21 protein-coding genes are annotated in these 24200 nt (G+C 67.8%); 13 read left to right on the plus strand and 8 right to left on the minus strand.

The annotated features are described in order from the left end of the window. Positions 1-14 precede the first annotated feature (14 nt). From ACGFH6_RS09410 to ACGFH6_RS09420, 3 genes are read left to right on the plus strand one after another with little or no spacing between them, the layout of a single operon-like run. The gene (locus ACGFH6_RS09410; RefSeq protein WP_393382000.1) at positions 15-560 is read left to right on the plus strand and encodes a DUF6891 domain-containing protein; all 546 of its coding nucleotides are present in this window, start codon (positions 15-17) and stop codon (positions 558-560) included. A 38-nt stretch (positions 561-598) separates the two neighbouring features. Then, positions 599-1192, plus strand: a complete 594-nt coding sequence (gene pdxT / locus ACGFH6_RS09415) for a pyridoxal 5'-phosphate synthase glutaminase subunit PdxT (RefSeq protein ID WP_393382001.1) — start codon at positions 599-601, stop codon at positions 1190-1192. Positions 1193-1232: 40 nt separating this feature from the next. Then, on the plus strand, positions 1233-1994 hold the full coding sequence (locus ACGFH6_RS09420) for a YebC/PmpR family DNA-binding transcriptional regulator (protein WP_131353487.1): 762 nt from the start codon (positions 1233-1235) through the stop codon (positions 1992-1994). Positions 1995-2050: 56 nt separating this feature from the next. Here ACGFH6_RS09420 and ACGFH6_RS09425 read toward each other — a convergent pair whose 3' ends face one another. The 8 genes from ACGFH6_RS09425 to ACGFH6_RS09460 all read right to left on the minus strand — a co-directional run bounded on the left by ACGFH6_RS09425 (position 2051) and on the right by ACGFH6_RS09460 (position 13275). Next, positions 2051-4708, minus strand: coding sequence for a Tat pathway signal sequence domain protein (locus ACGFH6_RS09425; RefSeq protein ID WP_393382003.1), 2658 nt, complete (start codon positions 4706-4708; stop codon positions 2051-2053). Positions 4709-4713: 5 nt separating this feature from the next. After that, positions 4714-7317: a Tat pathway signal sequence domain protein gene (locus ACGFH6_RS09430; protein WP_393382005.1), complete on the minus strand. Its 2604-nt coding sequence runs from the start codon at positions 7315-7317 to the stop codon at positions 4714-4716. Next, positions 7314-8201 (minus strand): carbohydrate ABC transporter permease, encoded by an 888-nt coding sequence (locus ACGFH6_RS09435; protein WP_393382007.1) that lies wholly within the window; start codon positions 8199-8201, stop codon positions 7314-7316. The genes ACGFH6_RS09430 and ACGFH6_RS09435 overlap by 4 nt, the downstream gene beginning before the upstream one ends. A 9-nt stretch (positions 8202-8210) precedes the next feature. Beyond that, positions 8211-9203, minus strand: a complete 993-nt coding sequence (locus ACGFH6_RS09440; protein ID WP_393382008.1) for an ABC transporter permease — start codon at positions 9201-9203, stop codon at positions 8211-8213. Between the two features lie 3 nt (positions 9204-9206). Then, entirely contained in the window at positions 9207-10760 is a 1554-nt protein-coding gene (locus tag ACGFH6_RS09445; protein ID WP_393382009.1) for an extracellular solute-binding protein, read from the minus strand. Further along, positions 10757-11386, minus strand: a complete 630-nt coding sequence (locus ACGFH6_RS09450) for a YesL family protein (protein ID WP_393382011.1) — start codon at positions 11384-11386, stop codon at positions 10757-10759. Before ACGFH6_RS09450 ends, ACGFH6_RS09445 begins: the two co-directional genes overlap by 4 nt. A 192-nt stretch (positions 11387-11578) precedes the next feature. Further along, entirely contained in the window at positions 11579-12220 is a 642-nt protein-coding gene (locus ACGFH6_RS09455) for a DUF1961 family protein (protein WP_393382013.1), read from the minus strand. Beyond that, positions 12217-13275, minus strand: coding sequence for a LacI family DNA-binding transcriptional regulator (locus ACGFH6_RS09460; RefSeq protein ID WP_393382014.1), 1059 nt, complete (start codon positions 13273-13275; stop codon positions 12217-12219). Before ACGFH6_RS09460 ends, ACGFH6_RS09455 begins: the two co-directional genes overlap by 4 nt. Positions 13276-13460: 185 nt before the next feature. Here ACGFH6_RS09460 and ACGFH6_RS09465 point away from each other — a divergent pair, with 185 nt between their 5' ends. The 10 genes from ACGFH6_RS09465 (at position 13461) to ACGFH6_RS09510 (ending at position 24200) form a co-directional block, all read left to right on the plus strand. Next, positions 13461-13922, plus strand: a complete 462-nt coding sequence (locus ACGFH6_RS09465) for a hotdog fold domain-containing protein (protein WP_393382015.1) — start codon at positions 13461-13463, stop codon at positions 13920-13922. 43 nt (positions 13923-13965) lie between these two features. After that, positions 13966-15123, plus strand: a complete 1158-nt coding sequence (gene eis / locus ACGFH6_RS09470) for an enhanced intracellular survival protein Eis (RefSeq protein WP_393383017.1) — start codon at positions 13966-13968, stop codon at positions 15121-15123. Positions 15124-15199: 76 nt separating this feature from the next. Next, the gene (gene ruvC / locus ACGFH6_RS09475) at positions 15200-15796 is read left to right on the plus strand and encodes a crossover junction endodeoxyribonuclease RuvC (protein ID WP_393382016.1); all 597 of its coding nucleotides are present in this window, start codon (positions 15200-15202) and stop codon (positions 15794-15796) included. 25 nt (positions 15797-15821) lie between these two features. Beyond that, entirely contained in the window at positions 15822-16424 is a 603-nt protein-coding gene (ruvA, locus tag ACGFH6_RS09480; protein ID WP_393382017.1) for a Holliday junction branch migration protein RuvA, read from the plus strand. A 3-nt stretch (positions 16425-16427) separates the two neighbouring features. After that, positions 16428-17474: a Holliday junction branch migration DNA helicase RuvB gene (gene ruvB, locus ACGFH6_RS09485; RefSeq protein ID WP_393382019.1), complete on the plus strand. Its 1047-nt coding sequence runs from the start codon at positions 16428-16430 to the stop codon at positions 17472-17474. 189 nt (positions 17475-17663) lie between these two features. Continuing rightward, positions 17664-18116: a preprotein translocase subunit YajC gene (gene yajC / locus ACGFH6_RS09490; protein ID WP_393382020.1), complete on the plus strand. Its 453-nt coding sequence runs from the start codon at positions 17664-17666 to the stop codon at positions 18114-18116. An 86-nt stretch (positions 18117-18202) separates the two neighbouring features. Next, entirely contained in the window at positions 18203-19960 is a 1758-nt protein-coding gene (secD, locus tag ACGFH6_RS09495; protein WP_393382021.1) for a protein translocase subunit SecD, read from the plus strand. Next, a complete protein-coding gene (gene secF, locus ACGFH6_RS09500) occupies positions 19960-21150 on the plus strand; it encodes a protein translocase subunit SecF (RefSeq protein ID WP_393382023.1) in 1191 nt (396 codons plus the stop codon). The genes secD and secF overlap by 1 nt, the downstream gene beginning before the upstream one ends. A gap of 2 nt (positions 21151-21152) precedes the next feature. Beyond that, positions 21153-21692 carry an adenine phosphoribosyltransferase gene (locus tag ACGFH6_RS09505; RefSeq protein ID WP_393383018.1) on the plus strand — a complete coding sequence of 180 codons (540 nt, stop codon included), beginning with the start codon at positions 21153-21155 and terminating at the stop codon, positions 21690-21692. Positions 21693-22001: 309 nt separating this feature from the next. Next, a complete protein-coding gene (locus ACGFH6_RS09510; RefSeq protein ID WP_393382025.1) occupies positions 22002-24200 on the plus strand; it encodes a RelA/SpoT family protein in 2199 nt (732 codons plus the stop codon).

Raw genomic sequence — 24200 nt, forward strand, 5'->3', positions numbered from 1 at the left:
ACAGCCTGCAGTCTGTGGACGAGCGGACCGCGCGGGAGCTGCGCGGTCTCGCCCGTGTCCTGGTGCGGTCCGGGTATGCCGACCACGCCACGATCACGGCTGCGTTGACGGAGGCGGTCCAGGAGGACGCACCGTCCATGGACCCGGCCGCTCTCGTGCCGCTGCTGATCGGCGAGGCCGTGATGGATCTGAACGCCGAGTCTGCCGAGTGGCCGTCGGCGACGGATCCCGACCGGCTGGACGCCGTACTCTCCGAGCTCGAGATGCTGGGACTCGTGGTGGTCCGGTACACGTCGGACCACCACGCCGCCCGGCAGGCGCTCGAGGCCGCCGCGGATCCCAAGGGGCTGGTGTTCTTCACCGACACCGACGTCTGGCATGCGGTCGACTTCGGCATGCTCGAGCTGAAGCTCTGGCACCCCGATACCGCGAACGTCGCCCCTGGCGAGCCGCTCCTGGAGGACGTCCTCACGCTGCTGCGCGAGCACGACCTCCCCGCCACGTTCGACGAGGGCCGCATCGAGGTCACCCTCGACTGGAAGCGAAGGGTGACACTGTGACGGCTCCCTCCACTCCTCAGTCCAGGCCGGGAGGCCCCATGACCGTGATCGGTGTGTTCGCGTTGCAGGGGAATGTGCGGGAGCACCTGGCGATGCTGACCAAGGTCGGCGTCGAGGCGCGGCCGGTACGGCGCCCGTCCGAGCTGGAGCAGGTGGACGCGCTGGTTCTGCCGGGCGGCGAGTCGACCACGATGGACAAACTGGCCCGCGCGTTCGAGCTGTTCGAGCCGCTGCAGAAGCGGATCGCCGACGGCATGCCGGTGTTCGGCACGTGCGCCGGGATGATCATGCTCGCGAACGAGATCACCGGCGGGATCGAGGGTCAGGAGACCCTCGGCGGACTCGACGTGACGGTACGCCGGAACGCGTTCGGGCGGCAGGTGGACTCGTTCGAGGCGGACCTGACCTTCGCCGCGTTCGACACGCCGTACCACGCCGTGTTCATCCGGGCACCGTGGGTGGAGCGAGTCGGGCGGGACGTCGAGGTACTCTCGACGGTGAGCTCAGGCCCCGCCGCGGGTAGGATCGTCGCCGTTCGCCACGATCGGCTGCTGGCCACGTCGTTCCATCCGGAGATGACCGGGGACGCCAGGCTGCACGGCTACTTCGCCGAGCTGGTCCGCGGCCTCTGAGTCGGTAGCAGGTAGCAGCGGTAGAAGGGTTGGGTTCGCCATGTCAGGCCACTCCAAGTGGGCCACCACGAAGCACAAGAAGGCCGTCATCGACGCGAGGCGCGGCAAGCTCTTCGCGAAGCTGATCAAGAACATCGAGGTGGCCGCCCGGATGGGCGGCGGCGACCCTGGCGGGAACCCGACCCTGTACGACGCCATCCAGAAGGCGAAGAAGTCCTCGGTCCCGAACGACAACATCGACCGCGCGGTCAAGCGTGGTTCCGGGGCCGAGGCCGGCGGCGCGGAGTACCAGACGATCATGTACGAGGGCTACGGCCCGAACGGCGTGGCGATGCTGGTCGAGTGCCTCACCGACAACCGCAACCGCGCGGCCGCGGATGTCCGTACGGCGATGACGCGGAACGGCGGCTCGCTCGCCGACCCGAACTCGGTCGCCTACATGTTCAACCGCAAGGGCGTCATCGTCGTGGCCAAGGACCAGGACGGGAAGTCGCTGTCCGAGGACGACGTGATGGAGGCCGTGCTCGAGGCCGGTGCCGAGGAGGTGAACGACCTCGGCGAGTCCTGGGAGGTCGTCACCGAGGCCACCGACCTGGTCCAGGCCCGGACCGCGCTGCAGGGCGCGGGCATCGACTACGACTCGGCCGACGTGCAGTTCGTCCCGTCGATGACGGTCGAACTGGACGCCGACGGCGCCGGCAAGATCTTCCGCCTGATCGACGCGCTCGAGGACAGCGACGACGTCCAGAACGTCTACGCGAACTTCGACGTCTCCGACGAAATCATGGCCGAGGTCGGCTGACCCACGGCTGACCCACGGCTGATTGAGGGCGCGGGAGGTCCCGCGCCCTCCAGCCGTTACGGGTTGACGATCTGGTCGCCGACGAGGGCGAGTGTCTGGATGGCGGCCAGGCCGTAGAGGGCTGTGGTGTTGGTCGAGACCCACTTGGCGGCCCGCGTCGGGTTGAGCGTCGACTTCACCTCCTCGGAGGCCCACGGGAGGTTCGGCCCGTAGCCGTCACCGGTGTAGAACTCCTTCCACGCCCGCGCGGCCAGGTCGTCCCGATCCAGACGTACGGCGGCGTACGCGGTGAGCCGGGAGTGGCCCTGGCGGAGGATCAGGTTGCCGAAGTACGCACCGCACTCCGCCGTCTGCTCCTCCCGGGTGGCGTTGAAGAGGCGGCAGTACTGCAGCCAGGCCGCCTCGAACGCCGGCATGTCCACCAGGTCGAGGATCTCGGCGCAGATCTCCACCTGGCCGAACATCGCGCTGAGGTGCGACACACTGACCGTCTTCTGGGTGATCGGCGCGAACCGTCCGGTGTCCAGGTCGTACAGACCGCCACCGGTGACGAAGCCGTTCGGCATCGCACCGATCGTCTCCATCGTGCCGAGAAGCTTGCTGTGGGCAACGTCCGCCTTCGGTCCCTGCCGCTCCCACTCGGTGAGCCACGCGGCGGCCAGACCACTCCAGTCCGTGCCGAGACCGATCGCGAGAGCATGCGGGTCGGGCTCGTACGGCTCGGTCCTGATCTTCCGCAGCGGATCCAGCACCAGGAACGTCTGGTCGGAGTCGACCAGCTCGGACAGCAGGTCACCGGTGCGCTCGTCGGCCGTGAGGTAGTAGTAGAACCGCCGGTAGATCGCCGTACTGATGCGCTGCTGCTTCGCGCTGTCTGCCCAGTGCTGTACGCCGTGCCGCGTCCCCAGACCGGCCCACTGCCCGAGGTGGTACACGTCGACCTCGCCGGTATGACGGGTCATCGCTTCCGCGAACCGGAAGATGTCGGCCCGTCCGGAGCGCAGGAACGAGTACCAGAGCCACAGATCCGGTGACAGTTCCGAGTTGTCCCACGCGTACCCGCCGACGTCGTACCGCCAGACCAGCCGGTCCTCGTCGAACGTGTGCATGATGTCGCCGTAGTCCCAGAACCCGTACCAGTGCCGGGACTCGACCTGGCCGCGATAGAAGTCGAACAGGAAGTCCAGGTGGTCCTCGATGGCCTTCTTCGCCGGCACCGACCGGTCGACCGGCGAGACGAGCCCGCCGAAGACGCGCGTGCCGATGAGCTGGTCCACCGGATTGATCAGTTGCGGGGGAGTCCGCACCTGATCGGCCAGGTCGCCGAGCCGCGCAGCCGAAGGAGTCGCCGCGAGCGCCCAGAAGGTGAGCTCGGAGGTCCGCGCGATCCCGTACGGCGTACCGAAGGCGGGCTCGTAGTCCTCGTAGGTGATCTCGAGGGCGTCCAACTGCTCCGGGTACGTGTCCTCGCCCATGCCGTCGTGGTAGAACCGCGTGTCCATCGCGCCGGCGTCCGGCGACCACAGCCACACCGTGACCTCGGCCTCCTCGGTGAACGCACCCCGGATGTCCAGCTGCGTGGGGTGGCGCTGCCAGAAATCCCTCAGACCGAAGGCGAACCCGCCGCTCACACCGCCGACGTACCCGAGTCCCGACGCGCGCCCACCTTGGTCTACCGAGACCCAGCCGTACCCCTGCTTGGTCCGCTTCTTCACCGTGAAGCCATCGGCGTTCAGCTGGCTCAGCGTGTAGTCACCCCACTCGGGGATCCACTTCAGCCGCGTCGTCACCCGCTGGTCCCAGGTGGCCGGATCGGGCAGTTTGGTCCCGGCGATCTGGGCCGCGCGGACGGTCGCACCCGGGTCACGCCGCAACCCGGTGATCCCCTTGACCGCCTCCGAGACCATGCCATGACCCTCACCGACGAATCGCACGTGCCGGTCGTACGCCGCGTCGCGCATCGGCACCCGGAAACGCACCCCGAGACCCGCGATGTAGTCCTTCTGCCCGTCGCGGTCGTACACGAACGTGTGCACCATCCGGACGTTCTCGGCGCCGGCCACGAAGTACAGCCGGACCGAGAACGGCAGCCAGGTCTTGCCCTTCTTCGACTTGTGCCGACCCTCGATCCGGACCACCGCGCGGACCGGGCCGGACTGCTCGACCGTGACGCGCGTGACGTCGCTCTCGTAGCGTTCCCGGACGCTGCCGCCTTCCTCGTCCTCGGCGATCTTGTCCTGCTTCAGGTTGACGAGCTGACCCTTGCGCGCGATCAGCACGTCACCACGCCAGATGTGACTGATCAGCTCCGAACCGCTCTTGCGGATCCGGGTCCTGATCACCCCGGTGTCGACATCGACGTACGTCTTCTCGTTCTTGACCGTGACCGGTCGCTCCGGTGCGGCCGCCGTACCTGGGCCGAGGGTGTACGACTCGGCCGGTGCGTCGACTGCGATGGCGTGCGCGCTCCACTTCAGCGAGCCGTCGGGCCAGTAGGCGGTCGGCCAGCTCTGCAGGGGTACGGCGCTGCCGTCGGCCGCCTTGAGTGCGAAGGACTGGTCCGCAGGTACGGCGCCCTTCGGCCACGGCGTACCCCAGGTCGTGACGGCTGCCGTGGTCGGCTTGCCTTCCAGCCAGCTGAGCTTCACTTCTGGTACGTCGGCCACCGCCGTGGAGCGGGTGTCGAGCAGGGACGCCGCGGGGACCGCGGCCATGCCTGCTAGGACTGTACGTCGGGAGACCTCCATGCCTTTCCACCTCTGTCGTTTCGGTGTTCAGGGATGTTTCGGTGTTCGGGGATCAGGGACAGGTTCTGGATCGCTGCGAGTGCGTACTGCGATGCGCCGTTGGTGCTGATGAAGGCGGCCTCCTCGACCGGCATCAGCGCACCGTCGACCTGAGTCGTCGTCCAGTCCCGCTCGCGTTGCAGGGCGTTGCGGTTGAGCTGGTCGCCTTCGTCGATGAAGAACTTGCGCCAGGCCAGTCGGGCCAGCTCCGCGTCGCCGGTGCGGGCGGCGGCGTACGCGGCGAGGCGGCTGTGTGCCTGGATGAGTGAGATGCCTTGGAGCGGGTGACCGACCTCAGCGGTCTGCTCCTCCGGTGTTGCCAGGTAGAGGCGGCAGTAGTCCAGCCACGCCTTCTCGAACCCGGGTACGTCGAGGTCCAGGTCGATGAGCTCCGAACAGATCTCGGGGAGCCCGAAGAGCGAGGACAGGTGCGAGACCGCGATGCCGCGCCGGCTGGTGTCTAAGCGCCCGGTGGACAGGTCCAGCCGCCCGTTGCCGGTGAGGAAGCCATAGTGCATCGCTGCGATGTCGGCCATCGTTCCGACCAGCCGTGCACGGGCCCGCTCGTCGCCGTGCCTCTCCCACCGCGTGAGCCATGCCGCAGCGAGTGCACCCCAGTCCACACCCAGTTCGACCGAGAGCGCATGCGGGTCGGGGGAGTAGACGTCGGGCCGCACCTTGCGCTGCGGATCGACGACGAGCAGGGTCTCCTCGACCGCCGCCAGCTCGTCCATCAGGTCACCGGTCCGCTCGTCCGCGGTCAGGTAGTAGTAGAAGCGCCGGTAGAGCGCGCTGGAGATGCGGACCTGCTTGCAGCTGCAGCCCCAGTGCTGCACGTTGTGCCGTGAGCCGAGGCCCTTCCACCGGCCGAGGTGGTAGACATCGACCTCACCGGTGTGTCGGGTCATCGCCTCGGCGAACCGGAACACGTCCGCCCGGCCGGTCCGCAGGAACTGGTACCAGAGCCAGAGGTCCGGCGACAGCTCCGAGTTGTCCCACGCATAGCCGCCGACGTCGTACCGCCAGGTGCGCCGATCCCGGTCGTAGGTGTGCATGACGTCGCCGTAGTCCCAGAACCCGTACCAGCGCCGTTGCTCCCGCTGACCGACGTAGTACTGGAACAGGAAGTTCAGCCGCGCCTCGATGTCCTGGTCGTCGGCGGTGGGCAGACTCCAGCTGCCGAAGACACCTGCCTCCAGGAACCGTGCCGGCGCTGCCGCGAGTAGGCCGGGCGAGTTGAGCAGCGCAACGTGCTCGGCGAGGTCGTCAGCCGACGGAGTGGTGTCATGCACTCGCAGCGTCAGCTCGTGCGTCCTGGCGACGCCATGCGCATTGCCGAAGCCCGGTTCGTAGTCCTCGTAGGTGATCTCGAGGCCTTCGAGTTGCTCGGCGTAGCTGTCCTGGTCCATGCCGTCGTGCCAGTAGCGCACGTCCATCGCGGGCGCGCTGGGCGACCACATCCAGACTGTGGCGGTGGCCAGGTCCGTGGCGGCGTTGCGGATGTCGAGGCGGGTCGGGTGCAGCTTCCAGAAGTCTCGCAGCCCGAATCCGAGTCCGCCGCTGACACCACCGACGTACCCGTAGCCGGGTGACCTGGTGCCGGCCGGGATCGTTACCCAGGCGTGCTCCGATCCGGTGCGCTTGCGCAGGGTGAAGCCGTCGGCACTGCTCTGGTCGAGCGTGTAGTCGTTCCACTGTGGGATCAGGTGCAGCCGGTCCGACACCTCGGGGTTCGGGATGTCCTCGACCGCCTGCCCGGCGACCTGTGCACGTCGTACCTCCTCACCTGGGTCGCGGCGCAGACCGGTCAGACCCCGGACTGCCTCGGTGAGGAAGCCGGACGGGCCGGCCAGGCGGATGTGCCGGTTGTGCGGCTCGTCGCGCATCACGACGTCCGCACTGAGACCCAGCCCGGCCAGGAAGTCCCGGTCCGGCTCGCCGTCCCAGATGAAGCTGTGCACGATGCGTACGTCGGTCGCACCGGCGTAGAAGTAGAGGCGGACCGAGAACGGCAGCCAGTCGCCGTGCTTGCCGTCCAGCTTGACCACGGCTCGCACCGGACCGTCCTGTTCGACGGTGATGCGGTCCACAGTCGCCGTGGTGTGCTCCCGGGTGCGGCCCAGGTCCTCGTCCGGTGCGTCCTGCCGCAGACTGACCAGCCGTACGTCGCGCACGACCTCCTGGTCGTTGTCGACAATCGACGCGATCAGCAGCGGTTTGGCGAGCGTCCAGGTGACCTCGCCGGTCGTCACCCGTACGCCGTCCGCAGTCTCCTCGACCTGGACCGGCGTACCTGGGGTTGTCGGCTCTTGACCCGGCACGAGCTCGTACGACGATTCCGGGTGCTCGGACGGCCCGATCGCGTGGGCCGACCACTTGATCGAGCCGTCGGGCCAGGTCGCGGTGGTCCAGCTCTGCACCGGCGTACCGTCGGCCAGGGCAAAGTGTGTGCCCTCGGCAACGGTGCCGTGCGGCCACGGGACACCCCAGGAAACGCCTTGCCGGCAAGGAGTTTCCAGCCATTGCAGTGTTGTCATTCTTTCACCGATCCGATCAGGACGCCTTTGGCGAAGTGCTTCTGCAGGAACGGGTAGAAGAACAGGATCGGCAGCGTCGCGACCACCACGACCGCGAACTTCAGGCCCTGCTCCGGGAACGTGACGGTCTCCAGCTGCTGCAGTACGTTCGCCGAGTCCGCGTTCGCCGCGGTCAGCTGGCGGACGATCATCTGCAGCGTCCATTTCCTGCTGTCGTCGATGTAGAGCAACGGCGACATGTAGTCGTTCCAGATGCCGACCGCGTAGAACAGCGAGAACGTCGCGATGATCGGCTTCGACAGCGGCAGCACGATCCGCAGGAACACGTTCAGCTCGTTGCACCCGTCGATCCGGGCCGCTTCCTCCAGCGCCTCGGGCAACTCCTGGAAGAAGCTCTTCACCACGATCAGGTAGAACGGGTTGATCGCCAGCGGCAGGATCAGCGCCCAGTAGCTGTCCAGCAGGCCGAGATCACGCACCACCAGGTACGTCGGGATCATGCCGCCGCTGAACACCAGCGTGAAGATCACCAGGTTCAGCATCAGTGCGCGGCCGGGCAGGAATCGCTTGGCCAGCGGATACGCCATGGTCAAGGTGAGTGCCAGCTGGATCACCGTGCCGACCGCGGTCACGGCGATCGTGGTCAGCAAGGCGCGGACGAAGGTGTCGGTGGAGAAGATGTAGTGGTACGTATCGGTGACGAACCGGTGCGGCCACAGGAAGAACGGCCGCGAGCTGATCTCGGACTCGGTCGCGAACGACCCCGCCAGGACGTACAGCAGCGGCAGAACCGTGACGATCGCCAGACCGGTCAGCAATACGACATTCAGTACGTCGAACACCCGGCTGCCGGCCGAGTCGTAGTACCGGACCCGTTGTTTCATGTCGTCTCCTCAGAACAGCCCGCGCTGGCCCAGCCGCTTGGCCAGCAGGTTGGAGCCGAAGATCAGGACGACCCCGACCACGCCCTTGAACAGGCCGACGGCGGTCGCGTAGCTGAACGAACCCTGGGTGATGCCGATGTAGTACACGAACGTGTCGAAGACGTCGGCGACATCGCGGTTCAGCGACGTGGTCATCAGCCAGATCTGCTCGAACCCGGAGTCCATCAGGTGACCGGACGTCAGGATCGCCATCACCACGATCGTCGGCCGGATCGCCGGCAGCGTGATGTGCCAGAACTGCCGCCAGCGCCCGGCACCGTCCACCCTTGCCGCCTCGTACAGCTGCGAGTCGACTCCGGCCAGCGCGGCCAGGTAGATGATCGTGCCCCAGCCGGTCTGCTTCCACAGCAGTTGCAGCACGATCAGCGGCCGGAACCAGTCGGCCTGTGCGACGTAGTCGGTCTTCTGACCGCCGATGAGGCCGTGGATCCAGTTCGCGATCACGCCGAAGTCCACCGAGAACAGCAGGTAGGTCAGCGACGCGACGATCGTCCAGGACAGGAAGTGCGGAATGTAGATCAGCGACTGCACGGATCGCTTCAGCACGCGGATCCGCAACTCGTTCAGCATCAGCGCGACAACGATCGGCGCCGGGAAGACGAAGACTATTGTCAACAATGCGAGCAGCAGAGTGTTGAACATCAACCGGCCGAAGTCCGGTCCGGTGAACAACTCCTGGAAGTGCTTGAGGCCGACCCACTCACTGCCGGAGTACCCGAGGAACGGCACGTAGTCCTTGAACGCGATGGTCAGGCCGTACATCGGCAGGTACTTGAAGACGACGAAGTACACCAGACCGGGCAGCAGCAACAGGTAGAGCCAGCGGTAGCGCAGCAGGTCCCGCCACAGCGGTACCGGCCGGCGCCGCTTGCGGCGCGGCGCCTCCGGGGTGGCCTCCGCCGACGGCCGCACCACCTGGCTCGGGACCAGATCGGTGGCCATCTGTCAGCCGCCGGCCTTGGCGGCGAGGTCGTTGACCTCCTTGGCGATCTGCGTGCCGCCGCTGTCGTACCAGCGCTTGATCTGCGCCTTCAGCTGGTCCTCGGTGATCGCACCGGACAGGTACTTGATCCGGGCGTCCGGGACGATCGTGTCCAGCGTCTGGCCCTTGGACACGGCGGTCGGCGCGATCACGCTCAGGGCCGGGTTGAACACCGCGGTCTTCAGGTCCTCGTTCATCAGGATGTCGAAGCGCTCCCGCATCTCCCGGCTGGCCGCGTCGCTCGGCAGCGGCTGGTAGGCGCTGACACCGACGGCGGCCCGGGTCCCGAGCTGGATGAAGGCCTTGTCGACGTCGTTCTGGATCGCCTTGACCTTCGGGTCGTCCTGGTTGATCGGTACGGCGTACTTTCCGTCGGCCTTGAAGTTGCGGCCCTCGATGCCGTTGGCGAGCAGGATCGAGCCCTCCTTGGACTCGAGCTTGTCCAGCGTCTGCAGCACCTGGTCGAGTTGTTCCTCGGTCCGGATGTGCTGCTTCGAGATCGCGATCACCATGTTGTAGCCGGTGAACGGGTAGGAGAACTTCTGCCCGTCGGAGCGCTTCAGGTTGCCGATCAGCGTGACCTTGTCGAAGTCCTTCGGGTTCTTCTCCTTGAACAGGTCGAGAAGCTGGGTGGCCCGGACGTTGACGTCGATGATCATGCCGCCCTTGCCCTGCACGAACGGGTCGTTCCAGTTCGCGCTGTCCAAGGTGGCGAAGTCCGGGTTGACCAGGCCCTCGGTGACCCACTTGCGCAGCCAGCGGTTGGCGGCCAGGAACTCCGGGGTGTCGAAGCCCGGCACGAGTTTGCCGTCGCGCTCACCCCAGCCGTTCGGTGCGCCGAACCACGTCTCGACCACGTCGTACGGGCTGGCGCTGGCGTAGTTGCCGGGCCACTTCGGGATGATCAGGCCGTAGGTGTCCTTCTTGCCGTTGCCGTCCGGGTCCCGCTCGGTGAACGCCTTCGCGATCGCGTACAGATCGTCGACGGTCTCCGGGTCCTTGAGGCCGAGCTTGGCCATCCAGTCCTTGCGGATCACGATGCCCGAACGCAGCAGCGGCCGGATCCGGTAGATGCCGTACGTCTTGCCGTTGGTCATCGAGTTCTTGGCGGTCTGCTCGTCGACCGGCTTGAGGTTCGGGTACTTGTCCAGCTTCCCGGTCAGGTCCCAGAACGCGCCCGCCTCGGCCGCCTTGACGAACGACGGGCTCTTCTCGTTCGCGACCATCACGTCCGGGATCTTGTCCGAGGCCAGCGTGACGTTGGACTTGTCGCCGTACTCGGCGTTCGGCACCCAGGTGATCTTGAGCTTCTTGCCGATCTGCTTCTCGACCGCCTGCTGCAGCTCGCCGCTGGGGTCGGGTGCGGTGCCGAACAGCGGCGCCATCACCGTCAACTCGTCACTGGCCGCCTGGCTTGTCTTGTCGTCGCCACCGCCGGAACAGGCCGAGGCGAGCAGGGCCGTTGTCAGTGCTGTTGTCATGGCCGCGGCGAGACGCCGTCGGGAGAAGATGGTCATGAGTTCCCTTTCAGGTGCAGGCGCGCCTCGTTCTCGGCGAAGAAGCGCAGGCAGAGCCAGGTGTTGAGCTGGATCCAGCCGCCGCCGGCCAGCACGATCCCGAGAACGGGGAACCGGCTGGAGACGTAGGCGATGGACACCGCGACGAACAGCAGGACCAGGGACGAGGCCGGTCGCGCGAGCGCGACCAACGATGCCTTGGGCAACAACTCGCGGACCTTGAGGTCGTAGTGCACGGCCATCGGGAGCAGGTAGGCGGCGATCACACCGAGCGCGACCAGGGCTACGAGGCTGGCCAGCCGGGGGAGCGACGCCGTGGTCCCGAGCGACGCGAAGTACAGGTAGTTGCCGATCAGCAGCACCGCGGCCGCGACCAGCGGGAGTACGACGAGGCAGCCGCGGCGGAACTCGCGACGGAACGCCGTACGGAAGGCAGGCAGTGCATGAAACGATTCACCGGACGACCTGCGTCTGGCCAGTGAATATGCTGCGAGCGTCGCCGGGCCGATACCCAGCGCGACACCGCCGAGCAGGGTGAAGGCGATCCACAGCGCGTTCAACTTGATCGCCCAGACGACCTCGTCAGCGACCTCGTACAGCCGGATCGACCAACCGGTCGCGCTCATCATGGGCCGCCATCAGGCCGGCGGAAGGCCTTGTCACGTGGGTGATTCATGCGGATCCCTGCCTAGTGACGAGGGTGATTCGGGGGAAAAGTGATGTGACCATATGGTTGAATCGTCTCAACTGTCAACGGCTGGGAAAGCGTTTGTCAGAGAACGGTCAGGCAGGGGAGTGCCGACTGCTTGAAGTCGCGGTCAGGAGCGGGAGATCCGCAGGTTCGCGTACTCGCCGATGAGCGGCGCCATCTGGCGGAAGCCGAGCCGGCCGCCGGCCAGCGGCTGGTCGTCGTACCACTGGAAGCTGATCAGGTCGTTGATCGCGAAGGTGATCTCGCCGCGATGGACGGAAAGCCTCAGTTTGTAAGGACCTTGGGCGTCCAGGACGCCGGGGATCGGGTCGGCGCCCTGCGCGACGAGGTGGAAGCCGTAGCTCTTGCGCAGGTTGCAGGTGTGGAACGCGCGCTCGGCCGGCCAGCGGCGCCGGAAGTACGAGACGTGATACGTGTCCAGGTCGCCGTGGTGGTACTGCTCGTACGGGCCGGTCCTCGGGGCGAGGTCGAAGAGATCCTCGCCCTGGCGCCCCTTCGCGTGGAAGAACAGGATGCAGAGGCCGGGCTCGCGGACCGGCCAGAAGTCCCACTCCACGGTGATGTCCGGCGGGAAGTCCTCGGGACACCACAGCACGACGTTGGCGTCCTGTCCGTCCTCGGGTGGTCGCGTGCTCTCCAGCCGCAGCCGGCCGAGCGGGAACGAGGCGGCGCCATCGCCCTCGAGCCGGAAGCCGTCGAGATCGGCCGCCGACGCGAGCGGGTTCTCGTACAGCACCTGGTCGCTCATCTGCGGTGCCGGGTGTGGTCGCTGGATTCGCGGACGATCAGGTCGGGCTGGAAGATCACCTGCCGATGCCGGTGCTGCTCGGCCGCCTCGACCTCTTCCTGCAGCAACTCCATCGCGGACCGCCCCAGCATCTCCGCCGGTTGCCGCACCGACGACAGCGGTACCGCGGCCGCCCGGGCGAAGTCGATGTCGTCGTACCCGACGATCGCCATGTCGCGGGGAACCTGCAGACCGGCGACCGACATCGCCTGCAGGAAGCCGAGCGCGAGCAGATCGTTGGCCAGGAAGGCGGCCGTCGGACGGGACCGCGGTGGCAGAGCCGCGATCTTCTCGCCGATCGCGCGGCCCTCCACGACGCCCATCACGTCGACCTCGTACCGCTGCAACTCGACGCCCTCGGCCCGCTCGACCGTCGCCGCGAATCCGGCCATCCGGTCGGACACCTGCTGCATGGTGAAAGGCCCACCGATGAAGGCGATCCGGCGATGCCCGGACTCGATCAGGTGATTCCCGGCGAGCCGTCCGCCGAGCTGGTCGTCGACCGACACCGAGCAGAACCCGCGATCCGCGGCACGGTCCACGAGGACGACCGGCGTACCGCGCGAGACCAACGCCGTCAGCCGTGGATCGTTGCTGTCGAACGGGGTGATCAGGATGCCCATCACACGCTGCTGCTCGAGCTGGTCGAGGTGGTGACCTTCGCGGACCGGATCGGTCTTGCTGTTGCAGAGCATCACCACGGTGTCGTGCTCGTAGGCGAGCGCTTCGGCACCCTCGGCGAGGTCGGTGAAGAACGGGTTCGCCACGTCGAGCACGACCAGGCCCACTGTCCGGCTCTTGCCGGCGCGCAGGTGGCGGGCGGCCTCGTTGCGCACGAACCCCAGCGCGCTGATGCTGTCCTGCACGCGCTGCCTGGTCGCGGGAGCGACGATCCACGGCCGATTCAGTACGTTGCTGACCGTCCCGACCGACACACCCGCGCGATGCGCGACCTCTTTGATGCTGGGCGTTGCCATCGTCCCCCGGTCGCGGCCGTAGATCCTCGTCACGGCCACTCTATCCACCCTGGATTGAATCGTCTAAATACCTCCGCCCAGGCGTCAGATGCGCCGTACCTAAGGACGGGTAGTAGTCCGGCAGTCCGAGCTGCGGCTTGGTCCGCTGAGCGGGCGGCGCCGACTGGCCGCCTACTACTACCCGTCCTTAGGTACAGCTCGTGACTCGTGGGTAACATATCGGGATGGCGAGTCGGGTGTTGAGGATGTGGGAGCGGTTGCGGGTGCTGCCTGCTGGGGAGCGGGTGTTCTCGCGGGCGTTCACGTGGCAGGCGCCGTACTTCCGGTCGATTCGGCCGCGGTTCGTTCAGGTGAGTCCCAACTACGCGGCGCTCGTGCTGCCCAAGCGGCGGGCGGTGCAGAACCACATCGGCACGGTGCATGCGATTGCCGTGTGCAACGGTCTCGAGGCGGCGATGGGGGCGTTGGCCGAGGCGACCGTTCCGGCCGGGAAACGCTGGCTGCCGAAGGGCATGGAGGTCGCGTATCTGGCCAAGTCCACCTCCGATCTGACCTGCTCCGCCGAGACGGATCCGGGTGCCTGGACGGCGGGCCCGGATGTGCCGGTGCGGGTCCAGGCGACGCGGCGCGACGGCACCGTCGTTGTCGAGGGCACCATCCATCTGTGGGTGACGGACCGGAAGTAATGACGAGCGGCCCGCCGAGGGCTCACGTAGGGTCGGCGGCGTGATGGATGCGCTGCGGGTGGTGGATGTTTCCGAGGCTGATCTGGACTCGGTGTGGGAGGTCCGGCTGAGGTCGTTCGGACCGGGTGGGGACAAGGACGAGTGGCGCAAGGATGCGCTGCGGTTCATCGAGGACGGGCGGTACGTCGGAGTGGCCGACGGGGACGTGGTTGTCGCCGCGGCCCGGATCTGGCCCTTCCAGCAGTGGTGGGGTGGTCGACGGGTCTCGATGGCCGGCATCGCGGGCGTCGTGGTGTCGCCGGAGTACCGCGGCCGCGGAGTCGGCAGCATGCTGATGCGCGGGGTGCTGCAGCGCAGTGCCGAGCTGGGCTGTCCGCTGTCCGGGCTCTATCCGGCGACGACAGTGCTCTATCGGCATCTGGGGTACGAGTTCGCCGGCGGCCGCTACAAGTTCTCCTTCCAGTCGTCCGACCTGCGGTCACTGGGCGGCAAAGGCGTGACGCTGCGGAAGGCCGGCCGGGAAGATGCTCAGTTGGTCATCGACCTGGCGAGCAAGGTGCATGAGAGCCGCCGGTCCAACGGTCCGCTGATCTGGCCGCTCCGCCAGGTGGAGTCCTGGCTGGAGGACGAGTCAAACTTCGCGTACGTCGCCGACGACGGTTTCGTCGTCTACAACTGGTCCGAGCAGAACCTGTCCGTCGACGAACTGATCGCCGGGTCCGAGGAGACCACGCGGGCGTTGTGGACGACGGTCGGATCGGGTGCGTCGATCGCGAGGACTGTGCACGCGTACACCCCGCCGACCGATCCGATCAACCTGATGGCCGAGCACGAGGCGGACTCCACCGCGAACGTCTCGCGCTGGATGCTCAGGCTGCTCGACGCCCCGGCCGCGATCGCGGCGCGCGGGTTCGCGCCGGGCGCCGTACTGGAGGTTGACCTGCGGATCGACGACCCCGACATGCCGGCGAACACAGGCGACTGGCACCTGTCCGTCGCCGACGGCGCCGGCAGTCTCACGTCCGCACAGCCGTCTGGTGACGCACTGCGCCTCGGCCCCCGCGGACTGGCCGCTCTGTACGCCGGTACGCCGCTCAACGCCCTGCGATCGGCGGGATTGGCCACGGGCCAAAGCACTGCCGATCCCGCGGTCGACACGGCCTTCGGCGGGCCCACGGCGTACATGCTCGACTTCTTCTGAGGCGGGGCGGCGCGTCGATTTCCGGGGCCTCGCGGGCGGCCGTTAGGGTTGTCGAACAAACGTTCGGAGGTGATCCATGCGAGTGCTCGGCGTCGACCCGGGATTGACCCGGTGCGGCCTCGGCGTCGTCGAGGGCACCCCGGGCAAGCCGCCGGCGCTGGTCGCCGTCGGTGTGATCCGGACACCGGCCGAGCTGGACGTGTCCCGGCGGCTGGTGCAGATCGAGGCCGAGCTGGACCAGTGGATCACCGAGCACCGGCCGGATGCTGTCGCGGTCGAGCGGGTGTTCGCGCAGCACAATGTCCGCACAGTAATGGGTACGGCGCAGGCCTCAGGGGTGGCCATGGTGGTGGCCGCTCGGCGTGGTCTACCGGTCTCGCTGCACACTCCGAGTGAGGTGAAGGCGGCGGTGACGGGTTCGGGGCGGGCCGGCAAGGAGCAGGTGACCACGATGGTCACGCGGATCCTCAAGCTGGCCGAGCGTCCGACGCCCGCCGATGCCGCCGACGCGTTGGCGCTCGCGATCTGTCAGGTGTGGCGTGGCGGTGTGACCAGCAAGCTGCAGGAAGCGGCCGCCAGCCGGTCGAATCTGGAAGCCATGGCGCAGGCGCAGTCGCGTCTGCAGGTGGCCAGACTGCGTGCGGCGGTAGCGGCGCAGGAGAGCAAGAGATGAGCACGGTCGTGCAAGGAGGTCGGGGATGATCGCGTTCGTGCGCGGCCCGGTGGCGGCAATCGGGGTGGACAGTGCCGTGATCGAGGTCGGGGGAGTGGGCCTGCAGGTGTTCTGTCACCCCGGCACGCTGGCGGGGTTGCGTCCGGGGCAGGAGGCGCGGGTGTCCACCTCGATGGTGGTGCGCGAGGACTCCCTGACGCTGTACGGGTTTGCCGACGACGACGAGAAGAGCCTGTTCGAGTTGCTGCAGACGGCGTCGGGTGTCGGGCCGAAGCTGGCGCAGGCCGCACTCGCGGTGCTCAGCCCGGACCAGTTGCGCCAGGCCGTCGCCTCCGAGGATCTCGCCGTACTGGTGAAGGTTCCGGGGATCGGCAAGAAGGGTGCGCAGCGGATCGTGCTGGAGCTGAAGGACAAGATCGGTGCGCCGTCGAAGACGGTGACCGGCCGCCCGCTGCAGCCTCAGGAAGCTTGGCGGGACCAGGTGCATGCCGGTCTGGTGGGCCTGGGCTGGTCGACCCGTGATGCCGAGGACGCCGTCACCGCGGTGTCGCCGCTGGCCGCTGACAACCCAAATCCGTCCGTCCCCGACCTGCTCCGCGCCGCACTGCGCGTGCTGTCGAAGGCTTAACCGATGGAGGACAACGTCCGGCCGCTGGTGTCCGCGGACGCGGTGGACCTCGAGGAACGCAAGATCGAGTCCGCGCTGCGGCCGCGCACGCTGGCAGAGTTCGGCGGCCAGCGCCGGGTCAGTGAGCAACTCGAACTGGTGCTGCACGCGGCGCGAGGGCGCAACCGGGCGCCGGATCACGTCCTGTTGTCCGGACCGCCCGGGTTGGGCAAGACAACGCTGGCGATGATCATCGCCAGCGAGCTGTCCGCGCCGCTGCGGATCACGAGCGGGCCGGCGATCCAGCATGCCGGTGACCTGGCCGCGATCCTGTCCGGGCTGAGCGAGGGCGAAGTCCTGTTCCTGGATGAGATCCACCGGATGTCCCGCCCTGCCGAGGAACTGCTCTACATGGCGATGGAGGACTTCCGCGTCGACGTGATCGTCGGCAAGGGACCGGGCGCGACCGCGATTCCGCTGGAGATTCCGCCGTTCACCCTGGTCGGCGCGACCACGCGGGCCGGGCTGCTGCCGGGGCCGCTGCGTGACCGGTTCGGGTTCACCGGTCACTTGGAGTTCTACGAGGCGGCCGAGCTGGAGAAGATCGTGAATCGCTCCGCCACGCTGCTCGACGTGGACATCACGCCGGAGGGCGCGGCCGAGATCGCTTCCAGGTCCCGCGGTACGCCGCGAATCGCGAACCGGCTGCTCCGCCGGGTGCGCGACTACGCAGAGGTCCGAGCGGACGGGATCATCACGCTCGCGCTGTCGAAAGCAGCCCTCGAGCTGTACGAAGTGGACAAGATGGGCCTGGACCGGCTGGACCGGTCGGTCCTGGACGCCCTGTGCCGCCGATTCGGCGGCGGACCGGTGGGACTTTCCACGCTGGCTGTTGCGGTCGGCGAAGAACGTGAGACTGTGGAGGAAGTGGCCGAACCGTTCCTGGTCCGGTCGGGCTATCTGGCCCGTACGCCGCGTGGTCGCGTCGCCACGCCCGCGGCCTGGCGGCACATCGGCCTGAAAGTCCCGAAGGGCGCGACGTTCGCGGACACGCTTTTCGACGAAGACTGAATACTGTGTGTTGATCGGTCCTCCGGCCGAGTCGAGTAACGCAAACGTGACCCGGTGTCATGAGGTACTTGTTGCCGCCCACGGCTAGACTCCCCGGTGGCCTGACCTAAGGTCATTCCGCTGCGACCTGCGCGCTTGCAGAGCGTGCCGGACGCCCGTACTCCCAACGACGAAGGATTCTGAGTCCCGATGCAACTCATCGCCGTACCGCTCGCCTCCTCCGGGGGCGGTGGCTCCGCCTTCACCTTCCTGCTTCCGCTGATCCTGATCGTCGGAATGATCTGGTTCATGAGCCGCACCCAGCGCAAGCAGCGCCAGCGCCAGGCCGAGACGGTGGCCGCGCTCACCCCGGGCACGAAGGTGATCACGACCAGCGGCCTGGTCGGGATCGTCGAGGAGACCGACGACGAGTACGTGACGCTGGAGATCTCCGAGGGCGTGCTGGTGCAGGTGGTCAAGGCCGCGGTCGGCCGGGTGGTCCCGGAGGAGGACCCCGCCGCGACGATCGAGGAGCCGGCCGGTCAGGACCTCGCCGACGAGGCCGAGAAGGACTCCGTCGACGTACCGGACGCCGGCAAGGACAAGGCCGCGGACAAGGTGCAGGACGCGCCGAAGCTCCCGCCGACGCACACCGAGAACTGATCCACCGCCCCTGACGGAGTGCGGCGCGGTCATCAGCGTCCACAAGATGGTGTGGCGCGCCCAGAAGCACAAAGGTTGAAACTGACGTGGCAACGACGACGACATCCCGCCCCGGGCGGCTACTGATCGTCCTGGGGGTCATTGTGGTCCTGCTGTTCGGGATCATGGGGCTCACCAAGACCTGGAAGCCCAAGCTCGGTTTGGACCTGCGCGGTGGCACCACCATCACGCTGACGGCCAATTCCCTCGCCGGTGGTGGTTCGGTGACCGCCGACCAGCTGAACGAGGCGAAGAACATCATCTCCCAGCGGGTCAACGGTGCGGGTGTCGCGGAAGCCGACATCACCACCTCCGGGGCGAACCACATCAACGTGGCCGTCCCGGGTGCCACGCAGGACGCCCTGGTGAAGCAGATCGGTCAGACCGCGCTGCTCTACTTCCGGATGGTGTACGACGCCCAGGCGGGCGCGCCGGCTCCGGCGCCGGCGCCGACCCCCACGGGTACGCCGAAGCCGAGTACGAAGCCGACCACGACGCCGAAGCCGAGCACCACGGTCAAGCCCAGTACGCCGGCGAACACGCCGAACGGGCGGGCCTGGAGCAGCGCCCTCGGCAACGCCACGCCGACGCCGACCCCGAAGCCGAGCACCCCGGCGACCGCCAAGCCGAGCACTCCGGCCGCGACGCCGACCACGCCGGCTGCCAACGGTGACCCGCTGAAGTACACCCCCGACGCGGCTACCCAGGCGGCGTTCGCGGCGTTCCAGTGCACCGACAAGGACATCGCGGCGCAGACCGACGACCCGAACAAGCCGTTGTTCTCCTGCGACCGCCAGCGGACGACCAAGTACCTGCTCGGTCCCGCGATCATGAAGGGCACCGACCTGGCCGACGCCACCGCGGGCATCCCGCAAGGCGGCTTCCAGTGGCAGGTCAACCTGAAGTTCACCGGCGAGGGCGGCGACAAGTTCCTCGACGCGACGACGGCCATCTCGCAGCGCGGCGAGGGCCAGAACCAGTTCGCGATCGTCCTGGACGGCGTGACCATCTCGGCCCCGAGCGTCGCGCAGCCGATCCCCGGCGGTCAGGCACAGATCACCGGCACGTTCACCGAGGCCGAGGCCCGCGACCTGGCGAACGTGCTGAAGTACGGCGCGCTGCCGGTGTCGTTCGACATCTCCTCGGTCGAGACGGTGTCGCCGCAGCTCGGTGGTGACCAACTGTCCGCCGGTATCTGGGCCGGTCTGATCGGTCTGGCGCTGGTCGTGATCTTCTCGTTCCTGTACTACCGCGGTCTGGGCATCGTGGTGGTGGCGTCGCTCGCGATCGCCGGCATCCTGACCGGCGCCACCGTGATCCTGCTCGGCAAGGCGATCGGGTTCACCCTGAGCCTGGCCGGTATCGCGGGGCTGATCGTCGCTGTCGGTATCACCGCGGACTCGTTCATCATCTACTTCGAACGTCTCCGCGACGAAGTGCGCGAGGGTCGCAGCCTGCGCTCGTCGGTCGAGACAGGCTGGGCCCGGGCGAAGCACACCATCATCGCGGCCGACTCGATCTCGCTGCTGGCCGCGGTCGTCCTCTACGTCCTCGCCATCGGCAGCGTGAAGGGGTTCGCGTTCACGCTCGGCCTGACCACGCTGATCGACCTGCTGATCGTCTTCATGTTCACCAAGCCGCTGGTGACCCTGCTGGCCCGGACGGACTTCTTCGGCCACGGGCACAAGCTGTCCGGCCTGGATCCGGAGCATCTCGGCGTGGAAAGGCTGCCCGGGCAGATGAAACCGACGGCGCGGCCGCGCAAGACGCCGTCGACGCGCAAGCCGGTCGGAGGGGAGGTCTGATGTCGAAGCTCGGACAACTCGGTGCCAAGCTGCACCGCGGTGACGTCTCCTACGACTTCATCGGTCATCGCAAGCTCTGGTTCAGCGTCTCCGCGGTCCTGGTGATCGTGTCGCTGGCCGGCCTGTTCGCCCGCGGCCTGGCGCTCGGAATCGAGTTCAAGGGCGGTGTCGAGTACCAGGCCAAGGTCAAGGTCACCGGCGACACGGTGCAGAACTTCACCGACGCGGTGAAGGCGACCAACGCCAAGGATCTCGGTGACCCGGTCGTCACGACGATCGGCGACAGCTCGGTGCGGGTGCAGACCAAGCCGCTCGGCCAGGACGACATCGCCAAGGTCCGCGCCGCGGTCGCCAAGGAGGCCGGCATACCGATCGACCAGGTGACCTCGCAGCAGATCGGCGCCTCCTGGGGGCAGCAGATCGCGAACAAGGCGATCCTGGCGCTGATCGTGTTCCTGGTCCTGGTGTTCGCGGTGATCTGGCTGTACTTCCGAGAACCCAAGGCCTCGATGGCCGCCATCATCGCGCTGATCCACGACGTGACGATCACGGTCGGGCTGTACGCGATCATCGGCTTCGACGTCACCCCGGCCACGGTGATCGGCGTACTGACCATCCTCGGTTACTCGCTGTACGACACGGTCGTGGTGTTCGACAAGGTGCGGGAGAACACCCGGGGCATCACCGGGTCGAACCGGTACACGTACTCCGACGCCACCAACCTGGCCGTCAACCAGACCGTCGTCCGGTCGATCAACACGACGATCACGGCGCTGCTGCCGGTCGGATCGATCCTGGTCGTCGGCACCGTCGTGCTCGGGACCGGGCCGCTGAAGGACCTGTCGCTGGCGCTGTTCGTCGGTATCGCGGTCGGTGCGTACTCGTCGATCTTCATCGCTCCGGCGCTGCTCGCGGTCTTCAAGGAGCGTGAGCCGGGCATGCAGGCGCTGCGCCGCCGGGTGATGGCCAAGCGGGCTCAGACCGCGGCCGCCGGTACGCCGGCTCCTGCCGTGGCGACTGCCGGTGCCGGTGCCGGTGCCGTCGCCGCACGGACCGCCGTACAGGACACGCCGCGCAAGCAGGACCGCCCGGCTGGTACAGCGCCGACGCCGGCGCCACGGCCGATGAAGGCCACCGCGGCCGGACGCCCGCAGCCGTCGCGCAAGCCGCGCTCGAAGCGCGGCAAGTGACGATGCGGACGCTGGAGCAGGTCCTCGCCGACGGCATTCGCGACATCCCGGACTACCCGCAGCAGGGGGTGGTGTTCAAGGACATCACCCCGCTGCTGGCCGACCACAGCGGGTTCGCCCAGGTGGTCGACGCGCTGGCCGCGTTCGGGCGTGACGACGACGGGAACCCGGTGGTCGACAAGGTGGTCGGGATCGAGGCGCGCGGGTTCATCCTGGCCGCCCCGGTCGCGCTCGCCCTCGGCGCCGGGTTCGTGCCGGTGCGCAAGAAGGGGAAGCTGCCGGGCGCGACGTACGAGGAGTCGTACGCGCTGGAGTACGGCGAGGCGACCATCGAGGTGCACCAGGACGCGTTCACGCCGGGTGACCGGGTGCTCGTGATCGACGACGTACTCGCGACCGGCGGCACGGTCGAGGCCTGCCTGCGGCTGATCCGCCGCTGCGAGGCCGAGGTGGTCGATACGGCGGTCCTCCTCGAGCTGTCCTTCCTCCCGGGCCGCAAGCGCCTGGCGGGGGAGCAGTTGCGCGCCCTCCTGACCGTCTGACAGTTCCGATTCCGGGCAAACTCTCCGCGACGGGGAGTTGACCCGGCGTGTTGTCCACAGGGTATTTCTGTCTCGTTGGCCGGCGCCCCCTAGACTGGTGGTCTGTCGGCGGAGGGACACAACGTGGGCGAAGACCCGGCGATTGCATCAGCGGTGCCGAACGTTGCACCGCAGGAGCCTCCGCGCGCGCCGGTACCGGTGCGCCCGGCGCCGGTGCCGCCTGCCGCCCAACCGCCGCGGATCGCTCCAGCGCGCGTCCGGGCCCGTCTGGCCCGCCTCGGCGGCACCAGGCACCCGAACCGGGCGCCCATGCTCGAGCCGCTGTTCCGGGTCGTCCGGGCGACCCACCCGAAGGCCGATCTCGGCATGATCGAGCGCGCCTACCGGACCGCGGAGAAGTACCACACCGGCCAGATGCGCAAGAGCGGTGACGCGTACATCACCCATCCGCTCGCCGTTGCCACCATCCTGGCCGAGCTCGGTATGACCGCGCCGACCCTGTGCGCCGCGCTGCTCCACGACACCGTCGAGGACACGCCGTACACGGTCGAGGAGCTGACCCGCGACTTCGGCGAAGAGATCGCCATGCTGGTCGACGGCGTCACCAAGCTGGACAAGGTCCGTTACGGGGAGTCGGCGCAGGCCGAGACCATCCGCAAGATGGTGGTCGCGATGTCCAAGGACATCCGGGTGCTGGTGATCAAGCTCGCCGACCGGCTGCACAACATGCGCACGCTCGGCTTCATGCGGCAGGAGAAGCAGGAGCGCACGGCCCGCGAGACGCTCGAGATCTACGCCCCGCTGGCGCACCGGCTCGGTATGAACACGATCAAGTGGGAGCTCGAGGACCTGTCCTTCTCGACCCTGCACCCGAAGGTGTACGACGAGATCGTCCGGCTGGTCGCCGAGCGGGCACCGTCGCGGGACGAGTACCTGGCGTCGGTGATCGACCAGGTGCACGAGGACCTGCGCGCGGCCAAGGTGAAGGCGACCGTGACGGGTCGGCCGAAGCACTACTACTCGATCTACCAGAAGATGATCGTCCGCGGCCGCGAGTTCGGCGACATCTACGACCTGGTCGGCATCCGCGTGCTGGTCGAGTCGGTCCGGGACTGTTACGCCGCGCTCGGCATCCTGCATGCGCGGTGGAACCCGGTGCCCGGCCGGTTCAAGGACTACATCGCGATGCCGAAGTTCAACATGTACCAGTCGCTGCACACGACGGTGATCGGCCCCCAGGGCAAGCCGGTGGAGATGCAGATCCGGTCCTTCTCGATGCACCGGCGGGCCGAGTACGGCATCGCCGCGCACTGGAAGTACAAGGAGGACCCGACCTCGGCGGTGCCCGAGGCGGCCGGTGCGCCCAGCACCGAGATCGGCGGGCCCAACGAGATGCCGTGGGTCCGGCAGTTGGTCGACTGGCAGCGCGAGACCTCCGACCCGTCGGAGTTCCTGGACTCGCTGCGGTTCGAGATCAACAACTCCGAGGTGTACGTCTTCACCCCGCGCGGTGACGTGATGTCGCTGCCGACCGGGTCGTCGCCGGTCGACTTCGCGTACGCCATCCACACCGAGGTCGGGCACCGCTGCATCGGCGCCCGGGTGAACGGCCGCCTGGTGCCGCTGGAGAGCACGCTCGAGAACGGCGACGTGGTCGAGGTCTTCACCTCGAAGGCGCAGGGCGCGGGTCCGTCCCGCGACTGGCTGTCGTTCGTCAAGAGCCCGCGGGCGCGGAACAAGATCAAGCACTGGTTCTCCAAGGAGCGCCGGGACGAGGCGATCGAGCACGGCAAGGACGCGATCGCCAAGCAGTTGCGCAAGGAGGGCCTGCCGCTGCAGCGTCTGCTGTCGCACGAGACCCTCACCGCGGTGGCGAACTCGCTGCGCTACCCCGACGTCACTGGCCTGTACGCCGCGGTCGGCGAGAGTCACGTCAGCGCACAGGCCGTCGTACGCCGCCTGATCGAGACGTACGGCGGTGAGGAGGGCGCGGCCGAGGACCTGGCCGAGGGCGTCCACCTGCCGGCCACCCGGGAGCGGCGCAAGCGGACGGCTCGTGGCGATGCTGGTGTCATCGTCAAGGGTGCGACCGACATCCTGTCCAAGCTGGCGCGCTGCTGTACGCCGGTTCCGGGCGACGAGATCATCGGCTGGATCACCCGCGGCGCCGGCGTTTCGGTGCACCGGGCCGACTGCGCGAACGTCGAGAACCTGCAGACCCAGCCGGAGCGGATCGTCGAGGTCGAGTGGGCCCCGACCGCCCAGTCCGTCTTCCTGGTCGCGATCCAGGTCGAGGCGCTGGACCGGGCGCGGCTGCTGTCGGACATCACCCGCGTGCTGTCCGACTACCACGTCAACATCCTGTCGGCGGCCCTGACCACGACCCGCGACCGGATCGCCAAGTCCCGCTTCACCTTCGAGATGGGCGACCCGACCCACCTCGGCCACGTCCTCAAGGCTGTCCGGTCCGTCGAGGGCGTCTTCGACGTCTACCGCGTCACTCAGTAG

It is taken from the genome of Kribbella sp. NPDC049227 (assembly GCF_043197265.1).
Classification (GTDB): Bacteria; Actinomycetota; Actinomycetes; order Propionibacteriales; family Kribbellaceae; genus Kribbella.

Excerpts from the sequence above, each read along its gene's own strand:
- yajC (WP_393382020.1), top strand. The coding sequence starts at position 17,664 with ATGCAACTCATCGCCGTACCGCTCGCCTCCTCCGGGGGCGGTGGCTCC.
- ruvC (WP_393382016.1), top strand. The coding sequence starts at position 15,200 with ATGCGAGTGCTCGGCGTCGACCCGGGATTGACCCGGTGCGGCCTCGGC.
- ACGFH6_RS09425 (WP_393382003.1), bottom strand. The coding sequence starts at position 4,708 with ATGGCCGCGGTCCCCGCGGCGTCCCTGCTCGACACCCGCTCCACGGCG.
- ruvA (WP_393382017.1), top strand. The coding sequence starts at position 15,822 with ATGATCGCGTTCGTGCGCGGCCCGGTGGCGGCAATCGGGGTGGACAGT.
- ACGFH6_RS09420 (WP_131353487.1), top strand. The coding sequence starts at position 1,233 with ATGTCAGGCCACTCCAAGTGGGCCACCACGAAGCACAAGAAGGCCGTC.
- ACGFH6_RS09445 (WP_393382009.1), bottom strand. The coding sequence starts at position 10,760 with ATGACCATCTTCTCCCGACGGCGTCTCGCCGCGGCCATGACAACAGCA.
- ACGFH6_RS09505 (WP_393383018.1), top strand. The coding sequence starts at position 21,153 with ATGCGGACGCTGGAGCAGGTCCTCGCCGACGGCATTCGCGACATCCCG.
- eis (WP_393383017.1), top strand. The coding sequence starts at position 13,966 with ATGGATGCGCTGCGGGTGGTGGATGTTTCCGAGGCTGATCTGGACTCG.
- pdxT (WP_393382001.1), top strand. The coding sequence starts at position 599 with ATGACCGTGATCGGTGTGTTCGCGTTGCAGGGGAATGTGCGGGAGCAC.
- ACGFH6_RS09510 (WP_393382025.1), top strand. The coding sequence starts at position 22,002 with ATGCTCGAGCCGCTGTTCCGGGTCGTCCGGGCGACCCACCCGAAGGCC.
- ACGFH6_RS09455 (WP_393382013.1), bottom strand. The coding sequence starts at position 12,220 with ATGAGCGACCAGGTGCTGTACGAGAACCCGCTCGCGTCGGCGGCCGAT.
- secF (WP_393382023.1), top strand. The coding sequence starts at position 19,960 with ATGTCGAAGCTCGGACAACTCGGTGCCAAGCTGCACCGCGGTGACGTC.
- ACGFH6_RS09450 (WP_393382011.1), bottom strand. The coding sequence starts at position 11,386 with ATGAGCGCGACCGGTTGGTCGATCCGGCTGTACGAGGTCGCTGACGAG.
- ACGFH6_RS09465 (WP_393382015.1), top strand. The coding sequence starts at position 13,461 with ATGGCGAGTCGGGTGTTGAGGATGTGGGAGCGGTTGCGGGTGCTGCCT.
- ACGFH6_RS09435 (WP_393382007.1), bottom strand. The coding sequence starts at position 8,201 with ATGAAACAACGGGTCCGGTACTACGACTCGGCCGGCAGCCGGGTGTTC.
- ACGFH6_RS09440 (WP_393382008.1), bottom strand. The coding sequence starts at position 9,203 with ATGGCCACCGATCTGGTCCCGAGCCAGGTGGTGCGGCCGTCGGCGGAG.
- ruvB (WP_393382019.1), top strand. The coding sequence starts at position 16,428 with ATGGAGGACAACGTCCGGCCGCTGGTGTCCGCGGACGCGGTGGACCTC.
- ACGFH6_RS09430 (WP_393382005.1), bottom strand. The coding sequence starts at position 7,317 with ATGACAACACTGCAATGGCTGGAAACTCCTTGCCGGCAAGGCGTTTCC.